The sequence below is a fragment of the Bradyrhizobium sp. LeoA1Lang genome, assembly GCF_055413685.1.
On record NZ_JBVAPG010000074.1, the window covers coordinates 1 to 16,402 of the forward strand.

The following is a 16,402-nucleotide window of genomic DNA, read 5'->3' on the forward strand; positions in this document are numbered from 1 at the left end:
GCTGGGTTGCGGCCCTTTGCCTTTCCCCCGGCCCTCTCGTCTTCTATCCCCTGGTGGGGTGTTTGTGGTGCTGGCGCGGTTTTTTTTTTTGGGGGTGTGTGGCGGGGGCGCCTACCCCCCCGCCGGGCGGTCGCTGTGCCTCGCGCCTCGCGGCCCCCCTCGACCCGGTCGCCTCTCCCGGCGCGCGCATGAACAGCGGCGTGCCGGTATCGACACGCACCGCTTCATGCGAGGTCTTGATCGCGGGGCTTGCATAGAGCGTGTGCGAGGCGTCGGCGGCCGGCTCGTAGAAATCATCGAAGGTGCTGGTCGTGACCTTCGCGTGGTGATCGATCGCCGTCAGCCGGCCCTCGCCATCGGTGCCGATGCGCAGCGTCTGCCGGGTGGGCGGGCGATGGCCGACCGGACCGTACATCTGGTCACGGCGCAGCACGAGCTTGACCGGACGTCCCACCAGCTTGGCGGCCATGATGCCCAGCACTTGCGGCCCGGAGACCAGGCCCTTCGAACCGAAACCACCGCCGAGGAACGGGCTGCGGATGTGGATATTAACAGGCGGAATGCCGAGCAGTCCACCGAGCCGCATCTGTGCCATCGCCATGCCCTGGCTCGGCGTATCGATCGAAAGCTTGTCGCCGTCCCAAGACGCGACCATCGCGTGCGGCTCCATCGCATTGTGGTACTGCGCCGGCGTTTCATACGTCGCCTCGATGCGGTTCGATGCACCGGCGAGCGCGACGTCGACATCGCCGTGCCGGACCTCGGCCGGATTGCCGATACCGACCACTGGCGGCGCATAGCTCTCCGCGCCGTCAAGGCCGACCCGCGCGGGCTCGATGTGATATTGCGGCGACAGCAGTGCCGCGCCTTCGGTGGCAGCTTCCAGCGTCTCGGCAATCACGACCGCGATCGCCTGGTTCGCGTAGCGCACCTCGTCGTTCTGCAGGAGCTCCATCTTGAACGCGAAAGGATTGGGCTTGCCGTCCGGGTCTTCGGCAAGCGGCGGCTTGTGCGAGGGCGTCATCACGTCGACGACCCCGGGATAGCGCTTGGCGGCATCGACATCGAGGGAGGTCACACGGCCGCGCGCGATGGTGGAGACGGCGATCACGGCATAGAGCATTGCCGGGGGGTGATTGTCGGCGGCATAGCGGGCTTGACCCTTGACCTTGAGGACGCCGTCGCGGCGGGTCAGCGGCTGGCCGATGTTCGAGCCGTGCCTGAGATGGGCGGGATCGCGGGTGAGCTCAAGCGACATGGCGCACTCCTGATGAGAAGGGAGAACCGGGAAGCGCGGGAATGCGCGCCGGTGTGCCCGCGGTGGCGAGCGTCAGCGCCCGCACCACGATACGCTCTGCGAGTTCGATCTTGAACGCGTTGTCGCCGGACGGCTTTGCATCGGCGAGCGCGATGCGTGCCGCCTCGCGGAAGCCGGCAGCATCGGGCGCGGCGCCGGCAAGAACCTGCTCCGCCGCCCGCGCACGCCAAGGCTTTGCCGCGACGCCGCCGAGCGCGAGCCGTGCTTCACGGATCGTACCTTGCTCGATCCGCAGGCTTGCGGCGGCGGACACGACCGCGAATGCATAAGAGGTACGCTCGCGAACCTTGATGTAGCGTGCATGCGCGGCAAAGCCACGGGCCTCAGCCGGCAGCCGCAGCGCGACGATCAGGTCGCCGCGCTCGAGCAAAGTCTCCCGCTGCGGCGTATCGCCGGGCAGGCGGTGCAGCGCCTCGAGCGCCACCTCGCGCCGCCCGCTCTTGCCTTCGATCTCCACGACCGCGTCGAGCGCAACCAGCGGCACGCAGAAATCGGAAGGATGCGTGGCGATACAGGCTTCGCTCCAGCCTAGCACAGCATGCAGGCGGTTCTCGCCATGACGCGCGTCGCAGCCTGCGCCGGGCCAGCGCTTGTTGCAGGCGCTGGGGGCGTCGTAGAAATAGGCACATCGCGTCCGCTGCAGCACGTTGCCTCCGACAGTCGCTGCGTTGCGAAGCTGCGCGGAAGCTCCCGACAACAGCGCTTCGGCCACGGACGGAAAAGCGCGAGCGAACTCCGCATCGTGCGCGAGGTCGGCATTCCGGACCAGCGCGCCGATCCGGACGCCGCCGTCGGCAAGATATTCGACGCGGTCGAGCCCCGGCAGGCGCGTGACATCGACCAGCCGGCTCGGATGGCAGACGCCGCCTTTCATGAGGTCGAGCAGATTGGTGCCGGACGCGAGATAAGTCGCGCCTTTCTCGGATGCGGCCGCGACCGCCTCGGCGACGGTTAAGGGCCTGACGTAATCGAAGTTCATCATGCGGAACGCCTCTGATCGGAATTCGCGAGAGTATTCTGGGCTTCAAGTACGGCTTCCGTGATGCCGGCATAGGCGCCGCAGCGGCAGAGATTGCCGCTCATGCCTTCGCGCACGCGCTCGGGATCATCGCCGGCCTGACCTTCGGTGATCAGTCCGATGCCGCTCATGACCTGGCCGGGCGTGCAGAAGCCGCATTGGAAGGCGTCATGGGCGATGAAAGCGGCCTGCACCGGATGGAGCTGGTCGCCATGCGCGACACCTTCGATGGTGAGGATGTCGGCGCCGTCCTGGCTCACCGCCAAGGCGAGGCAGGAATTGATGCGCCGCCCGTCGACCAGGACGGTGCAGGCGCCGCATTGGCCGCGGTCGCACCCCTTCTTGGTGCCGGTCAGATCAAGACGCTCGCGCAAGAGATCGAGCAGCGTGACGCGGGGGTCGTCGAGCTCGATCTCCCGCCGCACACCATTCACGGTGAGGCTGATGGAGAAATTCATGCAGGGCTCCGATCAGTGCTATGGTGAAATTGTTACAGTGGTAACGCGCCGCCGGCGGCCGCCAATGTGTCGATCGGCGGACCTTTGCAGGCCGGGTACTCATCGCATATACGGAGGCATCCTCCGTTTTACAAGGGAGGGGTGATCACAAATCTGATGGCCAGTCAGTTCGCAGGATTAGTTCGCAAGCCACGCGCGGATGCCGTGCGCAACCGGGAGCGGGTGCTGGAAGCGGCGAAAGCCGTGTTCAGCGCCGGTGGTCCCGAGGCCAGCCTGGAGGCTGTGGCGCGGCACGCCGGCGTCGGCATCGGAACGCTCTACCGTCACTTTCCGACTCGCGAAGCACTGTATGAAGCAGTGTATCGGCGCGAGGTGGATCAGCTCGGCGATCTCGCGGAGCAGTTGCACGAGGAGACCGATCCGGTCGAAGCGCTGCGGCATTGGCTGCACGCCAACGTCCAGTTCGTCGCCACCAAGAAGGGCATGGCGGCCGCGCTGGCACTGGTCGCCCACGGCTCCCCCGAGCTTCACGCCTACTCGCTCGACCGACTGACCAAGGCGATCGCCGCGCTGCTTGCGCGCGCCGTCGCCGCCGGCGAGATCCGCGCCGACATCAGCGCCGAGGACGTCCTGCGCGCGCTGATCGGCCTGTGCTACATGCACGACCAGGCAGGCTGGCAATCGACCGTGCTGCGGCTATTGGATGTGTTCATCGACGGCCTGCGCCTGCAACCGGCGCGCGAGACGGCAGCGCCAGAGCCAAAGCCGGTGAAGAAGGCTGCGAAGCGCAAGCGCTGACCGCGCACACCGTCATTGCGAGCGAAGCGAAGCAATCCACGTCTCCACAAGCGGCGCTATGGATTGCTTCGTCGCTTCGCTCCTCGCAATGACGGCAGCAACTCAGCCGAATCTATGATCGTACCGCGCGATCGACAACTCGCCGACATTGATCTCCGGCTTGCGTCCGGACAAGAGGTCCGCAAGCACCCTGCCCGAGCCGCAGGCCATGGTCCAGCCGAGCGTGCCGTGACCGCTGTTGAGATGGAGATTGTTATACCTTGTCGCGCCGATCACCGGCGGTCCGTCCGGCGTCATCGGGCGCAAGCCGCTCCAGAACGTCGCCTTCGCAAGATCGCCACCGCGCGGAAACAGATCCGTCACCGAATGATCGAGCGTCGCGCGACGCGCGGCATAGAGCTTGTCGGAATAGCCTGAAATCTCCGCGGTGCCGCCCACGCGGATGCGGTCGCCGAGGCGGGTGATCGCGACCTTGTAGCTCTCGTCCATGACAGTCGATTCCGGCGCACCGCTGGCATCCACGATCGGCACCGTGATCGAATAGCCCTTCACCGGATAGACCGGCAGCGAAATGCCGAGCGGCCTGAGCAGCCGCGGCGACCAGCTTCCGAGCGCGACGACATAGGCGTCGGCCTGCAGCACGCCCTTGCTGGTCGCAACGCCGGTGACGCGCGAGGCATCCGCGATCAAGCCATCGATGGCGACGTTGAATTCGAAGCGCACGCCGAGCTTTTCCGCCTCAACCGCGAGCGCCTGCGTGAACATATGGCAATCGCCGGTCTCGTCCTCCGGCAGCCGCAGCCCGCCGGCGATCTTGTCCTTCACGGCAGCGAGCGCCGGCTCCGCGGCAATACAGCCCTCGCGATCGAGCACTTCGAACGGAACGCCATATTGCTTGAGGACAGCGATGTCGTCGGCGGTGTGGTCGAGCTGGGAGGCGTAGCGGAACAATTGCAACGTGCCGCGGGAGCGCTCGTCATAGCGGATGCCGATTTCGCCGCGCAGCGCGCGCAGGCAGTCGCGGCTGTACTCCGCGATCGGGATCATCCGGCTCTTGTTGACCGCATAGCGCTCCGCGGTGCAGTTGCGCAGCATCTTCAACAGCCAGATCCACATCGCGGGATCTGGCTTCGGCCGGACCACCAGCGGGCCGTGCTTCATCAACAGCCATTTGATGGCCTTGATCGGCACGCCCGGGCCGGCCCAGGGCGAGGAATAGCCGGGCGAGACTTCGCCGGCATTGGCAAACGAGGTTTCCAGCGCAGGCTGCGGCTGCCGGTCGACAACCGTCACCTCATGGCCGGCGTGCGCGAGATAATAGGCTGACGTGACGCCGATGACGCCGCTGCCGAGGATGATGACTTTCACGCTTTTCAGGCTCCCGCCGCGGCATGACTTGCCGCTGCAAATAATCTCCGCAACGGCTGGAGCAAGGGTCAGGCCACTCGCTTGATGGCGTCGCCGAGGATCGACACCATGTCGTCGATATGGCTGCGCTCGACAATCAAAGGCGGCGACATCGCAACGGAGTCGCCGCTCTGGCGCAAATAGAGGCCGTGATTGAAACAATCGACCATCAGGTCGTAGCCGCGCGCGCCGACGGCGCCGTCGCGCGGTGCGACTTCAACGGCGCCCATCAGGCCAATGTTGCGGATATCGATCACGTTCGGAAGGCCCTTGAGCTGATGCAGCGCGTCGCGCCAGTACTCGGCGAGCGAAGCACCGCGCGTCAGCAAGCCTTCGTCCTTGTAGATGTCGAGCGTCGCAAGGCCGGCGGCACAGGCCACCGGATGCGCGGAATACGTGTAGCCGTGGAACAGTTCGATCTGGCTTTCCGGCCCGGTCATCAGCCCGTCGTAGATCTTGCGGCTGGCGAACACCGCGCCGCAGGGAACGGTGCCGTTGGTGATGCCCTTCGCGGTCGTCATCAGGTCGGGCGTCACGCCGAAGAACTGCGACGCGAACGGCGTGCCGAGTCGGCCGAAGCCGGTGATAACTTCGTCGAAGATCAGGAGGATGCCGTGCTTGTCGCACAATTCGCGCAGCCGCTGCAGATAGCCTTGCGGCGGCGGCAGCACCGCGGTCGAGCCCGGCACCGGCTCGACGATCGCGGCAGCAATGGTCTCGGCGCCATGCAGCGCCACCAGCCGCTCGACGTCGTCGGCGAGTTCAGCGCCATGAAGCGGCTGATCCTTGGCAAACGCGTTGCGGGCGAGATCATGGGTATGGCGGATATGGTCGACGCCGGGCAGATGGGTCGCAAACGCGCGGCGGTTGGCCACCATACCGCCGACCGACATGCCGCCGAAACCGACGCCGTGATAGCCGCGCTCGCGGCCGATCAGGCGCGTGCGGGTCGGCTGGCCGGCGGCGCGGTGATAGGCGAGCGCGATCTTCAGCGCGGTATCGACCGACTCCGAGCCCGAATTGGTGAAGAAGACGCGATCCAGTCCCTTCGGGGCGATCGCCGCGAGGCGTTCGGCGAAATCGAACGCGATCGGATGGCCCATCTGGAACGACGGCGCGAAATCCAGCGTCATCAATTGCCGCTCGACCGCTGCGGCGATCTGCTTGCGGCCGTGGCCGGCATTGACGCACCAGAGCCCGGCCGAGCCGTCGATCACCTTCCGCCCGTCGACGCTCGTGTAATACATGCCCTCGGCGGAAGCGAACAGCCGCGGCGTCTCCTTGAACTGCCGGTTGGCCGTGAACGGCATCCAGAACGAATCGAGCTTGATGGTGTTCGGAATCTGATGAACGGTCACGGCGTCGCTCCACTGCTGACACCGCGAACCGAACACGCTCTGAAACGCGCAACAAGTCCTTTTCTGCCCTGCTGCAACCCATTGATCTCATTGGGGCGAACGCGGCATATTTGCGCGATCCGCAACACCTGCAACAGGACTTCTCCCATGAGCGTCGATATCGGTGGCCGGCTGCGATTCATTCGCGCGCAGCAGAAGCTGTCGCAGCGCGAACTCGCCAAGCGGTCCGGCGTCACCAATTCGACGATCTCGCTGATCGAGTCCAACCAGATGAACCCCTCCGTAGGGGCGCTGAAGCGCATCCTCGATGGCATTCCGATGGGGCTGGCGGAATTCTTCGCGCTCGAGCCGGAGCGCCGCCGCAAGGTGTTCTATCGCTCCGACGAACTGACCGAGATCGGCAAGAAGCCGATCTCCTATCGCCAGGTCGGCGACAATCTGTTCGGCCGGAGCCTGCAGATCCTGAAAGAGCGCTATGAGCCCGGCAGCGATACCGGCCGCGTGCCGCTGGTGCATGACGGCGAGGAAGGCGGCATCGTGGTCTCAGGCAAGCTCGAGGTGACCGTCGATGACGAGCGCCGCATCCTCAATCCCGGCGACGCCTATTATTTCGAAAGCCGCCGCCCGCATCGCTTCCGCTGCGTCGGCGGCAAGCCCTGCGACGTGATCAGCGCCTGCACCCCGCCGACATTCTGAACATGGCAGGCGCCGCAAGGCCTCACAGATTGCGGGTCTGCTTGTCGCCCCAGGCGATGGCCGCAGCGATGGTCAGGAACATCGCCGTCACGCCGATGACGACCAGGATAGTATCGAGTGTCATGGCTCTTCTCCGTGGTTGATGGAGAAAAGCTAGCGCATCGCGGCGGCAGCGCTTTGCGCTCGATCAAATCCGCAAGGCTCATCACCTTGATCACAGTCTCCTCAGGTTTGCGTTTCCAATCAAAGGGTAGCCGCGAGATGCATGTCGTTCAACGTCGCCGGAAGGCTCCGCACGATGAGATCGACGATCGCCTCGCGCAGGTTTGGGTCGTTGCCGTCGCCGCTGGTGATCGGGAGCCTCTCATCGACCGGCCGGCTGGGACCGGCGAGCTTCACGCGGCCGGTATTGTCCAACGGTGGAGCGGCCATCTTTTCGATGACGTCGAACGTCTTCCCGTCGACAATTCTGATTTCGTAGAGCGCGTAGATCTGGCTGTATGACTCCATCACCGTGCTGTAGGTGATAAGACCTACGCCCTCGACCTTTCGACCGCTGCCACCGATGCTCGCCCTGGCCTTGCTGATGACGATGTAGGCGTCGAGGCCCTGCGGAGCCACTTCGGTCCGGACCAGCTTCTTGAACGGATCGCCCTGAATGAGGCTGACGCCAGTGACAGCCGGCTCCTTGACGACAGCGAAAGCCGCGCGGTTATAGGTCAAAGGCTGCACTTGAAAACGGCCCTGGAGCGCGGTGGTGACGCGTTGGACGATCAGATCGTCTAGTCCCCACGAATCGATCGGGAAGCGCCGACTGCCGTTGTCCAGGCTGGTCAAACCTCCCTTCGCGACCGTCATCTGATCGCCGACCGCAGAGACAATGCCGACGGTCTTGACGGCCCGCAGTTTCGTTTCGCCGGTCTCGAATGTCGCGCAGGCGCTGGTACTGACGGCAAGAACAACGACCATCGCGAAGCTCGCGGATCGCGTGTTGCGGCGCATGGTGTTGTTACCGGATCTTGAAGTCGAATGAATAAGAGGCACCGATGCCGATCGTCGTTTGGTCGACCGAACCTCGAACCGTTACGAGCGGGCTCTTCGCGGCGTCGCCGAGCAGACGCTCATACTCTACGTAGGAATGCACCTCCCAGTGCTGGTCGATCCGATACGACACCTGCGCGCCGACGCCGACGGAGTGCGCACCACCCTTCGCATCGAACGCCGACAGCCCCGTGGCCATTGCCTGGGCGGCATCGATGCTGAAATAGGGTGAGGTCGCTTTGGAGGTTTCCAGTGTGAAACGCGGACCGCCCGAAACGGTAAATCCCCGGGCGACCGGCACGATGAAATCGGCCGAGAAGTCGGAGACGATACCGTGATGACCGCCGATTCCCTGGCGTGTTTCGTTGCGCAAACGAAACCAGTCGACCGGAAAATATTGGATGAATCCACCCAGCTCGAACGTGAAATCGACGTCCCCGAGACCGGCCAGCTCGGGATAGTCGCTCGCCTTTCGAGCGGACACGAATTTGCCGGCAGGGCCCGCCTGGAAATCGCCGAAATCGATCAGCGCAATGCTCGCAGAGTCCCGCGGGCCGCGAAATTGCTCGGCTGTGCCGGCACGACGAATGGTGAAAATCGGGACCGGGCTGAACTTGCTTCCGTTTGCTCCCTCGAAATCAGGCTTGTACTCGGCACCTATGCCGATCATGAGGGTCCAGTTACCCGAAACTGATGGCAAGTAAGGCACCCGGACGGGAGGAGCCGGCAAAGTGAACGCCGTCTGCGCGGACGCCGCATCCGGTGCGGCAGCGACCGCGCCAAATGCGGCGAGAGTTGTTGCGACCGGGACGATTCGGCGCACCTGTTTGAGCGCAGAGTGCGAGAAAACTCGGATCATGGAATTCATCAAGGCCCTTGACGTAACCCAGGTCTTTGCGGGACGCGTCGACTTGCGTGGTTACGGTTACGGGCGGCTACGTGACAGTTGAACATTGCCGCAAGATTGCCTCGGTCGAAGCAAATGGTGGGATGCTCGAACGTCCGCGAACGGCGCGCCTTCAAGGCTCGCCCTCACGCAACCAACTACCGCCTGTGCAGAAAAATTCGGCTGGACCGGACAAATGCCTATCCGATAAGCGGGCTGACGCCGCAACCAGCATCACCCCATTGGTCCAGCAACCAAGAAAGACCCGATGCGCTCCCTGGTGATAGAAGACGAGGCGCAAATCGGCGCCTACCTCGGCCGTTTGCTTCGAGAAGTGTGCGGAATTGTCGACATTGTCGAATCCATTTCGGAAGCGAGACAAGCCCTCGGCAGCTTCAAGTACGATCTCGCAATCGTCGACCGGATGCTACCGGACGGCGACGCGCTCGATATCGTCGCAGCCCTCTCTCAATTGCGCGAAAGACCGGCCATCATCATGTTGACCGCCAAGGATACCAAGGAAGACGTGATCGACGGACTGAACGGCGGAGCCGACGATTACCTGAGCAAGCCCTTTGAGCCACAGGAATTCCTTGCCAGGGTGCGAGCAGTTCTACGACGGCCTCGGCTGCTCGCACCGCAGGCCATATCGTTTGGAAACGTCGAACTGGAGCTTGGCACGAACGAGGTTACCGTGGCTGGCCAGAAGGTTTCGCTTCGGCGCCGGGAAGCGTTGATCCTCGAGGCCTTGCTGATGCGGCGGGATCGGGTCGTCGGGCGCGACACCTTGATCGAGGCGCTCTACGGCTTCGACGACGAAATCGAGTCCAATACGCTCGAGGCACAGGTGTCGCGACTTCGCAGGAAGCTGTCCGAGTTGGGCGGCAATGTCGAGATTCGCAGCATGCGAGGCATCGGCTACATCCTCAGGATGGCACCGGTAAGATGACGTCGATCACCCGGACGCTCACGATTTCGGTCGGCGTCGTTGCGGCGGCGCTGTTCGTTATCACCTTCAGCATGGTCGTCTGGTTCTCTCGAATACGCGGGAGCGAGCACGTCGTTTGCCGGCTGGCGGCCGCCATTCTCAATGACGCGACGACGGTTGACGCAAGCGGTGTGCCGATCGTGCGTCCCACAAGCCGCATGGAACGACTGAAATCCCATAGCCCGGCGCTTTGGTACGTTGTGTCCAGCGGAACGCTCAAGAGTGAGTTTGGAAGCGAACGCAGGCCACCACTGCCTTTTTCGGTACCCTACAACGCTCCTGTCGGTCTTTCCGTGCTCGATACGCTCGACCAGACGAGTACTTTCTGCCTTGCCGTCGTCCAAAGAGGGCCTTCCAGATTGGCAATGATGATCGGTGGCGCACGACCGGGCTTCATGCAGATGGCACGATCGTTCGTCTCTCGCAATTTTTCCGCGATTTTTCTGGTGGCTCTCGCATTCGCGTCGATCGTCGCAATCGGCGCGCTATTGTCCGCGCGTCTTGTGTCGGGCAGCATCCGTCGCGTGACGAAACTTGCGCTCGCAATCGATCCGACCGCGCCGCAGGGATCGATTGCACTTGCTAAGGTCCCAATCGAGCTCAGGCAGCTGGTTCAAGCCCTCAACCGTGCATTTGACGAGATCGACGCCTACATTCGGATGCAGCGCCGATTTGTCGGCAATGCCGCCCACCAGCTCCGCACGCCATTGACCGTGCTGAGAGCGAAGATCGAAGACGTGGCAGAACCTGCGCTGAAGGCTGATCTTGTGCGCGATGTCCGCCGCCTCACATCCCTGGTCTCGGCCATGCTCGACTTGGCTCGTCTGCAAAATCATACGATCGAAAAGCGGCCCATCGACCTCGCGGTCGTGACGAGGGATGTGCTGGCGGATTTCAGCCCCTCCGCGCTGGACGCCGGCATGGAGCTTTCGCTTGAAGGGGGCGAGGACATCTCGGTCGTACTGGGCGTCGAGGCCGCGGTACGGAGCGCTTTGGCCAACCTGGTGGGGAATGCCCTGATTCATGCCCGTGGCGCTCAACGCATCGTTGCGAGGTTGAGTCATGGGAGCGTGTCCATCAGCGACGATGGCGCCGGAATCTCTCCAAGCCTCGAACAAGATCTGATCGAACCCTTTCAGACCGGCAACCCCGCCAAGGAGGGCGCAGGACTCGGCTTGGCGATTGTCCGTGAAATCATGGGAGCGCACGGGGGAGAGCTGATAATTGCGTCGGATCCCGGAGCTGGAACAACCGCATGCCTTCGCTTTGCAGAGGCAGTTGCTGGAATGCCAAGGGAAGCCAAACTCTCTCTTGCTGACGCCCCGGCAGCAGCGGGCGCTCCCGGTTGATTGGCTTCACGCCATCGCCAGCCGCTGCCGCGAGCGGATCAGCAGCGTCAGCATGATCGTGACGTTGAGCGCGTTCCAGGCGAGCCCGTTGGCGAAGGCGGCGGCGTAGGAGCCGGTGGCATCGAAGATCACGCCGGAAATATAGCCGCCCAGCGACATGCCGATGACCGAGGCGAAGATCACGATGCCCACCCGGGTGGCGGCCTCCGCGGCCGGCATCGCCTCGCGGATGATGATGGCGTAGCTCGGCACGATGCCGCCCTGGAACAGGCCGAACATCGCCGAAATGATGTAGAGCGATGTGAGGCTGTCGAAGAACAGGTAGAACAGCAGCGCGGTGCCCTGCGCGACCGAGCCGAGCAGGAGCGTGCGGATGCCGCCGATCCGGTCGGCGAGGAAGCCCGAGCCGATGCGGCTGATGATGCCGAAGCCGAGCATCAGCGACAGCATCTCGGCGCCGCGCGCGACGCCATAGCCGAGATCGCCGCAATAGGCGACGATATGCACCTGCGGCATCGCCATCGCCACGCAGCAGGCGACCGCGGCCAGCGAGAGCATCGCCGTCAGCGCGTTGGTGGAGAGCCGCACATTGACGCGCGGCGGCGGCGCGTTGAGATGGCTGCGCCGGCTCGCCGCGCCCGTCAGGTGCCGCAGCACGAACAGCGCGACCGTCATCGCAACCGCGGTGAAGATGCCGATCGCGACATGCGTGGTGCGCCAGCCGAACTGCTGCATGCCGAGATTCACCAACGGCGGCCAGATCGTGCCGCCGACATAGTTGCCGCTGGCGGCGATCGCGACCGCGAGCCCGCGATAGCGCTCAAACCAGTGCGAGGCTTCCGCCATCAACGGCCCGAAGGTCGCCGATGACGACAGCCCGATCGCGAAATGAAACAGGATGAACGACCAGATCGACCGCGAGTAGCCGGCGCCGATATAACCCAGCCCGAGGATGCCGATGCCGAGCCCGATCGCGGTGACGATGCCGTAGCGATCGGTGATCTTGCCGGTCAAGACCCCGCCTGAGCCGAAGCCGATCATGACGAGGGTAAAGGCGAGCGACGCGGTCCCTCGCGTGGCGCCGAAATCCCCCTGCACTACCGGCAGCGCCACCACCACCGACCACATGCCGACACTGCCGAGCGAGCCGATCACCACGGCGACAGCGAGCCGCAGCCATGCCCGGCGCGAATCGGGAATGAAATGGTCCGGATTTGGGCTGATCTGAGAAGGAATTTCCACGGCGGGGCCAAAGTTCGTCGCGAATTGCCTCCCGGTCAAGCGCTTTGGCGAAATATTGGGCATGCGGAAACCGCCGAGATAGCCAACGAACCGGCATCTAGCGCGTTTAACCGCGATCGGGATCGTCGCTCAGCGCAGAATGATGTTGCCGGCACCTTGGCGAAGCCGGCGATTGGCGATACTTTGCCGACGATGTTCGTACGCTTGACGAGACCGCAACGGGCCAAGGCAGGGTGGTTGATCGCCCTGCTCTACCTGTTTTGCGTGCTTGCGCCGGGGGCCGCACTTGCGGTGGGCAATCCGGCATGTGGGCTGCCGGCCGAGGTGGCGCTGGCGGTTGCCGACGCGCATGCCGGTGCCGGCCAAGGCTTTCACGAGCAAGGCTTGCACAAGCAAGGCTCGCACGAACATGGCGGCACGCACGCCGCCCATCAAGCCGGCAGCGGCGACTTCAAGCACAAGCATGACGGCAAGACCTCGCCAGGACCGTGTTGCGCCATGCTATGCCTTTCCGCGATGACGGCCGATTTGCCCAGCATCGCGAAGCCCACGCAGCCGACGTCGACCTCCGTCTCGGAAATCTACCAGCGCCTGCACGATACGGCGCCCCCTCTGCCCTATCGTCCACCCAACACCTGAGCTGACGTGACGACGTAGGCGCCGCGCGGAATCGCGCGTGCGCCCGTGACTCATGCACAGATCAGGAATCCATTGATGTCTTCGCTATCAGAGGCGAAGTCCGCAGCCGTTGGTACGACGGACGGACGCCATTTCCCGTCGACTCTCGCGGTCGGCACGCTCATCGCCGCCATCGCCGTTACAGCCGCGGGCTGCCAGCCTGCGACAACGCGGCTTGCCACCCCCGACCCGGCCGATCCCGCCGCGCGCGTCGCAAGCGTCAGCTACCGCTCGACGATCGCACCTTATACGGGCCTGCGTCCCGCGACACCGGCGCCCTGGCGCGAGCGCAACGAGGATGTCGCCCCGCGAGAACGGCAGGTACCGCAACGATGATTCAGGTTGCCGCCATCCGTGGTCCTGCGATTGGCCTGTTGCTGATGGCCGGGGTCGTCCTTTCCGCCTGCGCCTCGTTCTCGCCCGACAGCGGCATGACGGTCGTCGCCACCGCGACGGAACAGAGCATCGGCAAGGATATCGCATTCCTGCGCTCCGCCGATGATGCCGAACGGATCCGCGGCACGATCCGCCGCCTGCTTTCGCGCCCATTGACGGCCGATGCCGCAGTGCAGGTCGCCTTGCTCAGCAACAAGGGGCTGCAGGCCGCCTATAACGAGTTGGCGCTCGCCGAGACCGACCTCGTCGAGCAGAGCCTGCCGCCCAATCCCGTCTTCTCGATCTCGCGGATCAGCGGCAACGGTGCGAGCGAGGTCGAACGCCAGGTGGTCGGCGACATCCTGGCACTGGCTACATTGCCATTCCGCTCCGACATCGCGCGTGAGCGTTTTCGGCAAGCACAATTGCGCGCCGCGCTTGAAACGCTGCGACTCGCGGCCGATGTCCGGCGCGCCTACTTCCGCAGCCTGACCGCCAACGAGATGGTCGGCCTGCTTACCGATGCAAAATCGACCGCGGAATCAACCGCGCAACTTGCGAGAAGACTCGGCGAGACCGGCGCGCTCAACAAGCTCGATCAGGCGCGCGAGCAGGTATTTTACGCGGAGACCACGGCAGACCTTGCCACCGCACGGCAGGAGGCGGGAAGCGACCGCGAACGGCTTTCGCGCCTGATGGGACTGTGGGACGACGATCTCAACTTCAAGATTCCAGAAAAGCTTCCGGCCTTGCCGCGACGTCCACAGACCTTGCCCTCGATCGAAGCCGACGCGGTTGCGCACCGCATCGACCTGCAGATCGCGCGCATGGAGCTTGCCGCCTTGGCAAAGGCACTCGACCTCACCGAGGCGACGCGATTCGTCACGCTGCTCGACCTCGCCGGCATCGAGAAGCGCACCCGCGACCCGGAAAATCCGCCATTTCGCGAGCGCGGCTTTGACGTTCAATTCCAGATCCCGGTGTTCGATGGCGGCGAGGTGCGCGTCCGCCAGGCAGCGGAGACCTACAATTTCGCCTTCAATCGGCTGACCGAGAGGGCGGTCAATGTTCGCTCTGAAGCTCGCGATGCCTATCGCACCTACCGCTCGAGCTACGACATCGCCACCCACTATCAGCGCGAGATTTTGCCACTGCGCCAGATCATCACGGAAGAAATGCAGTTGCGCTTCTCCAGCATGCAGGTCGACGTGTTCGCGCTGCTCACCGAGGCGCGCCAGCGCCTCGCCTCGCTCCGCGCTGCGATCGACGCCAAACGGGCATTCTTTCTGGCGCAATCCGACCTGCAGACCGCCATCAACGGCGGCGGATCGGGAATAAGGGAAAGCCCAACGACGACAGCTTCCGCAGCCGCACCGACGGCCGGCGCTCACTGACTGGAGGGAAATGATGTTTTCACGCAGAGGATTCCTGAGCACCGCAGCTCTCGTCGGCGCCGGCGCCGTTGCTGGCCGCGTGCAGGCCGCCGCCATTCCCGAGGCACCGACCATGGACAAAGCGACCTCGCAGCCGCCACTCCATCCAACTTCGGGACCGGACTACCGGCCCGTCGTAACGCTGAACGGTTGGTCGCTTCCCTGGCGCATGAACGGCGAATGGAAGGAATTCCATCTCGTCGCCGAGCCGGTGGTGCGCGAATTCGCCGACGGCATGAAGGCCAATCTCTGGGGCTATAACGGCCAGTCGCCGGGCCCGACCATCGAGGCCGTCGAGGGCGACAAGGTCCGCATCTTCGTCACCAACAGATTGCCGGAGCATACCACCGTGCACTGGCACGGCATGATCCTGCCCTCAGGCATGGACGGCGTCGGCGGCCTATCGCAGCCGCACATCAAACCGGGAAAAACCTTCGTTTACGAGTTCGAGCTGAAGCACAGCGGCACCTTCATGTACCACCCGCATTCCGACGAGATGGTGCAGATGGCGATGGGCATGATGGGCATGATCGTGGTGCACCCGCGCGATCCCGCCTTCCGTCCTGTCGACCGCGACTTCGTCTTCGTCATGAGCACCTATCTCATCGACCCCGGCACCTACCTGCCGAAGGTCAACGAGATGACCGACTTCAACATGTGGACCTGGAACAGCCGCGTCTTCCCCGGTATCGATCCGCTGCCGGTGCGACTTGGCGACAAGGTGCGGGTGCGGATCGGCAATCTCTCGATGACCAATCACCCGATCCATCTGCACGGCCACAAGTTTTACGTGACCTCCACCGATGGTGGATGGATTCCGGAGAGCGCGCAATATCCGGAGACGACCACCGATGTACCCGTCGGGGCGGTGCGCGTGTTCGATGTGCTCGCCGACAATCCCGGCGACTGGGCGTTCCATTGCCACAAGTCGCACCACACCATGAACGCGATGGGCCACGACATGCGCAACTTCATCGGCGTGTCGCGCAAGGATCTCGCGAAGGCCGTCGGCAGGCTCGCGCCAGATGCGATGGTGATGGGCTCGACCGGCATGGCGATGGGCAACATGGAGATGCCCGCGCCGGACAATACGCTCCCGATGATGACCGGCAACGGCCCGTTCGGCCCGCTGGAAATGGGGGGCATGTTCACGGTGATGAAGATCCGCGAGGGGCTCGCGAGCGACGATTATCGCGATCCCGGTCCCTACCAGCATCCGCCCGGCACCGTCGCCTATGAGGTAGAGATGCCCGACGCCGCGCCCGCACGGCAGACATCGCCGGCGACGGCAGCGCCGACTGGCCACCGCGGCGGCAACAAACCGATGAAGGGCATGAACATGAAGATGTAACGATGC

At 64.1% G+C, this 16,402-nt stretch carries 15 protein-coding genes and 1 pseudogene; 8 read left to right on the plus strand and 8 right to left on the minus strand.

Annotation, left to right across the window (positions count from 1 at the left end; translation table 11 throughout):
* Positions 1-160: 160 nt before the first annotated feature.
* The 3 genes and pseudogenes from ACZYOF_RS23690 to ACZYOF_RS23700 all read right to left on the minus strand — a co-directional run.
* Positions 161-1,258: pseudogene (locus ACZYOF_RS23690) on the minus strand (xanthine dehydrogenase family protein molybdopterin-binding subunit); the annotation flags it as partial.
* Complete coding sequence (locus ACZYOF_RS23695; protein WP_130578485.1) at positions 1,248-2,300, minus strand: FAD binding domain-containing protein; 1,053 nt, start codon at positions 2,298-2,300, stop codon at positions 1,248-1,250. The pseudogene ACZYOF_RS23690 and the gene ACZYOF_RS23695, both read right to left, overlap by 11 nt.
* Entirely contained in the window at positions 2,297-2,794 is a 498-nt protein-coding gene (locus tag ACZYOF_RS23700) for a (2Fe-2S)-binding protein (RefSeq protein WP_130578486.1), read from the minus strand. The genes ACZYOF_RS23695 and ACZYOF_RS23700 overlap by 4 nt, the downstream gene beginning before the upstream one ends.
* A gap of 156 nt (positions 2,795-2,950) precedes the next feature.
* On the opposite strand from ACZYOF_RS23700, the gene ACZYOF_RS23705 reads away from it, so the two are divergent.
* Positions 2,951-3,592 carry a TetR/AcrR family transcriptional regulator gene (locus ACZYOF_RS23705; RefSeq protein WP_463717288.1) on the plus strand — a complete coding sequence of 214 codons (642 nt, stop codon included), beginning with the start codon at positions 2,951-2,953 and terminating at the stop codon, positions 3,590-3,592.
* 102 nt (positions 3,593-3,694) lie between these two features.
* Here the strand turns inward: ACZYOF_RS23705 and ACZYOF_RS23710 are convergent, their stop codons facing one another.
* Positions 3,695-4,960 (minus strand): D-amino acid dehydrogenase, encoded by a 1,266-nt coding sequence (locus tag ACZYOF_RS23710; protein WP_463717289.1) that lies wholly within the window; start codon positions 4,958-4,960, stop codon positions 3,695-3,697.
* A gap of 68 nt (positions 4,961-5,028) precedes the next feature.
* Entirely contained in the window at positions 5,029-6,357 is a 1,329-nt protein-coding gene (gene aptA / locus ACZYOF_RS23715; protein WP_463717290.1) for an omega-aminotransferase AptA, read from the minus strand.
* 147 nt (positions 6,358-6,504) lie between these two features.
* On the opposite strand from aptA, the gene ACZYOF_RS23720 reads away from it, so the two are divergent.
* Positions 6,505-7,053, plus strand: a complete 549-nt coding sequence (locus ACZYOF_RS23720) for a cupin domain-containing protein (protein ID WP_130578490.1) — start codon at positions 6,505-6,507, stop codon at positions 7,051-7,053.
* Between the two features lie 243 nt (positions 7,054-7,296).
* Here ACZYOF_RS23720 and ACZYOF_RS23725 read toward each other — a convergent pair whose 3' ends face one another.
* Together ACZYOF_RS23725 and ACZYOF_RS23730 are read right to left on the minus strand one after the other, a co-directional pair.
* Positions 7,297-8,022: a hypothetical protein gene (locus ACZYOF_RS23725; protein WP_463717291.1), complete on the minus strand. Its 726-nt coding sequence runs from the start codon at positions 8,020-8,022 to the stop codon at positions 7,297-7,299.
* A gap of 40 nt (positions 8,023-8,062) precedes the next feature.
* Positions 8,063-8,962, minus strand: a complete 900-nt coding sequence (locus ACZYOF_RS23730; protein ID WP_463717292.1) for a MipA/OmpV family protein — start codon at positions 8,960-8,962, stop codon at positions 8,063-8,065.
* A gap of 286 nt (positions 8,963-9,248) precedes the next feature.
* On the opposite strand from ACZYOF_RS23730, the gene ACZYOF_RS23735 reads away from it, so the two are divergent.
* Positions 9,249-9,929: a response regulator transcription factor gene (locus tag ACZYOF_RS23735; RefSeq protein ID WP_463717293.1), complete on the plus strand. Its 681-nt coding sequence runs from the start codon at positions 9,249-9,251 to the stop codon at positions 9,927-9,929.
* Positions 9,926-11,317, plus strand: coding sequence for a sensor histidine kinase (locus ACZYOF_RS23740; protein WP_463717294.1), 1,392 nt, complete (start codon positions 9,926-9,928; stop codon positions 11,315-11,317). The genes ACZYOF_RS23735 and ACZYOF_RS23740 overlap by 4 nt, the downstream gene beginning before the upstream one ends.
* A gap of 6 nt (positions 11,318-11,323) precedes the next feature.
* On the opposite strand, the gene ACZYOF_RS23745 is transcribed toward ACZYOF_RS23740, so the two are convergent.
* Positions 11,324-12,622: an MFS transporter gene (locus ACZYOF_RS23745; protein ID WP_463717295.1), complete on the minus strand. Its 1,299-nt coding sequence runs from the start codon at positions 12,620-12,622 to the stop codon at positions 11,324-11,326.
* A gap of 141 nt (positions 12,623-12,763) precedes the next feature.
* On the opposite strand from ACZYOF_RS23745, the gene ACZYOF_RS23750 reads away from it, so the two are divergent.
* The 4 genes from ACZYOF_RS23750 (at position 12,764) to ACZYOF_RS23765 (ending at position 16,396) form a co-directional block, all read left to right on the plus strand.
* Positions 12,764-13,198, plus strand: coding sequence for a hypothetical protein (locus ACZYOF_RS23750; RefSeq protein ID WP_463717296.1), 435 nt, complete (start codon positions 12,764-12,766; stop codon positions 13,196-13,198).
* A 75-nt stretch (positions 13,199-13,273) separates the two neighbouring features.
* Positions 13,274-13,573, plus strand: coding sequence for a hypothetical protein (locus ACZYOF_RS23755; protein WP_463717297.1), 300 nt, complete (start codon positions 13,274-13,276; stop codon positions 13,571-13,573).
* Entirely contained in the window at positions 13,570-15,006 is a 1,437-nt protein-coding gene (locus tag ACZYOF_RS23760; protein ID WP_463717298.1) for a TolC family protein, read from the plus strand. Before ACZYOF_RS23755 ends, ACZYOF_RS23760 begins: the two co-directional genes overlap by 4 nt.
* Before the next feature lie 13 nt (positions 15,007-15,019).
* The gene (locus ACZYOF_RS23765) at positions 15,020-16,396 is read left to right on the plus strand and encodes a multicopper oxidase family protein (protein WP_463717299.1); all 1,377 of its coding nucleotides are present in this window, start codon (positions 15,020-15,022) and stop codon (positions 16,394-16,396) included.
* The last annotated feature ends 6 nt before the right edge of the window (positions 16,397-16,402 follow it).

Excerpts from the sequence above, each read along its gene's own strand:
- ACZYOF_RS23695 (WP_130578485.1), bottom strand. The coding sequence starts at position 2,300 with ATGATGAACTTCGATTACGTCAGGCCCTTAACCGTCGCCGAGGCGGTC.
- ACZYOF_RS23700 (WP_130578486.1), bottom strand. The coding sequence starts at position 2,794 with ATGAATTTCTCCATCAGCCTCACCGTGAATGGTGTGCGGCGGGAGATC.
- ACZYOF_RS23705 (WP_463717288.1), top strand. The coding sequence starts at position 2,951 with ATGGCCAGTCAGTTCGCAGGATTAGTTCGCAAGCCACGCGCGGATGCC.
- ACZYOF_RS23720 (WP_130578490.1), top strand. The coding sequence starts at position 6,505 with ATGAGCGTCGATATCGGTGGCCGGCTGCGATTCATTCGCGCGCAGCAG.
- ACZYOF_RS23725 (WP_463717291.1), bottom strand. The coding sequence starts at position 8,022 with ATGGTCGTTGTTCTTGCCGTCAGTACCAGCGCCTGCGCGACATTCGAG.
- ACZYOF_RS23730 (WP_463717292.1), bottom strand. The coding sequence starts at position 8,962 with ATGAATTCCATGATCCGAGTTTTCTCGCACTCTGCGCTCAAACAGGTG.
- ACZYOF_RS23735 (WP_463717293.1), top strand. The coding sequence starts at position 9,249 with ATGCGCTCCCTGGTGATAGAAGACGAGGCGCAAATCGGCGCCTACCTC.
- ACZYOF_RS23740 (WP_463717294.1), top strand. The coding sequence starts at position 9,926 with ATGACGTCGATCACCCGGACGCTCACGATTTCGGTCGGCGTCGTTGCG.
- ACZYOF_RS23745 (WP_463717295.1), bottom strand. The coding sequence starts at position 12,622 with ATGCCCAATATTTCGCCAAAGCGCTTGACCGGGAGGCAATTCGCGACG.
- ACZYOF_RS23755 (WP_463717297.1), top strand. The coding sequence starts at position 13,274 with ATGTCTTCGCTATCAGAGGCGAAGTCCGCAGCCGTTGGTACGACGGAC.
- ACZYOF_RS23760 (WP_463717298.1), top strand. The coding sequence starts at position 13,570 with ATGATTCAGGTTGCCGCCATCCGTGGTCCTGCGATTGGCCTGTTGCTG.
- ACZYOF_RS23765 (WP_463717299.1), top strand. The coding sequence starts at position 15,020 with ATGTTTTCACGCAGAGGATTCCTGAGCACCGCAGCTCTCGTCGGCGCC.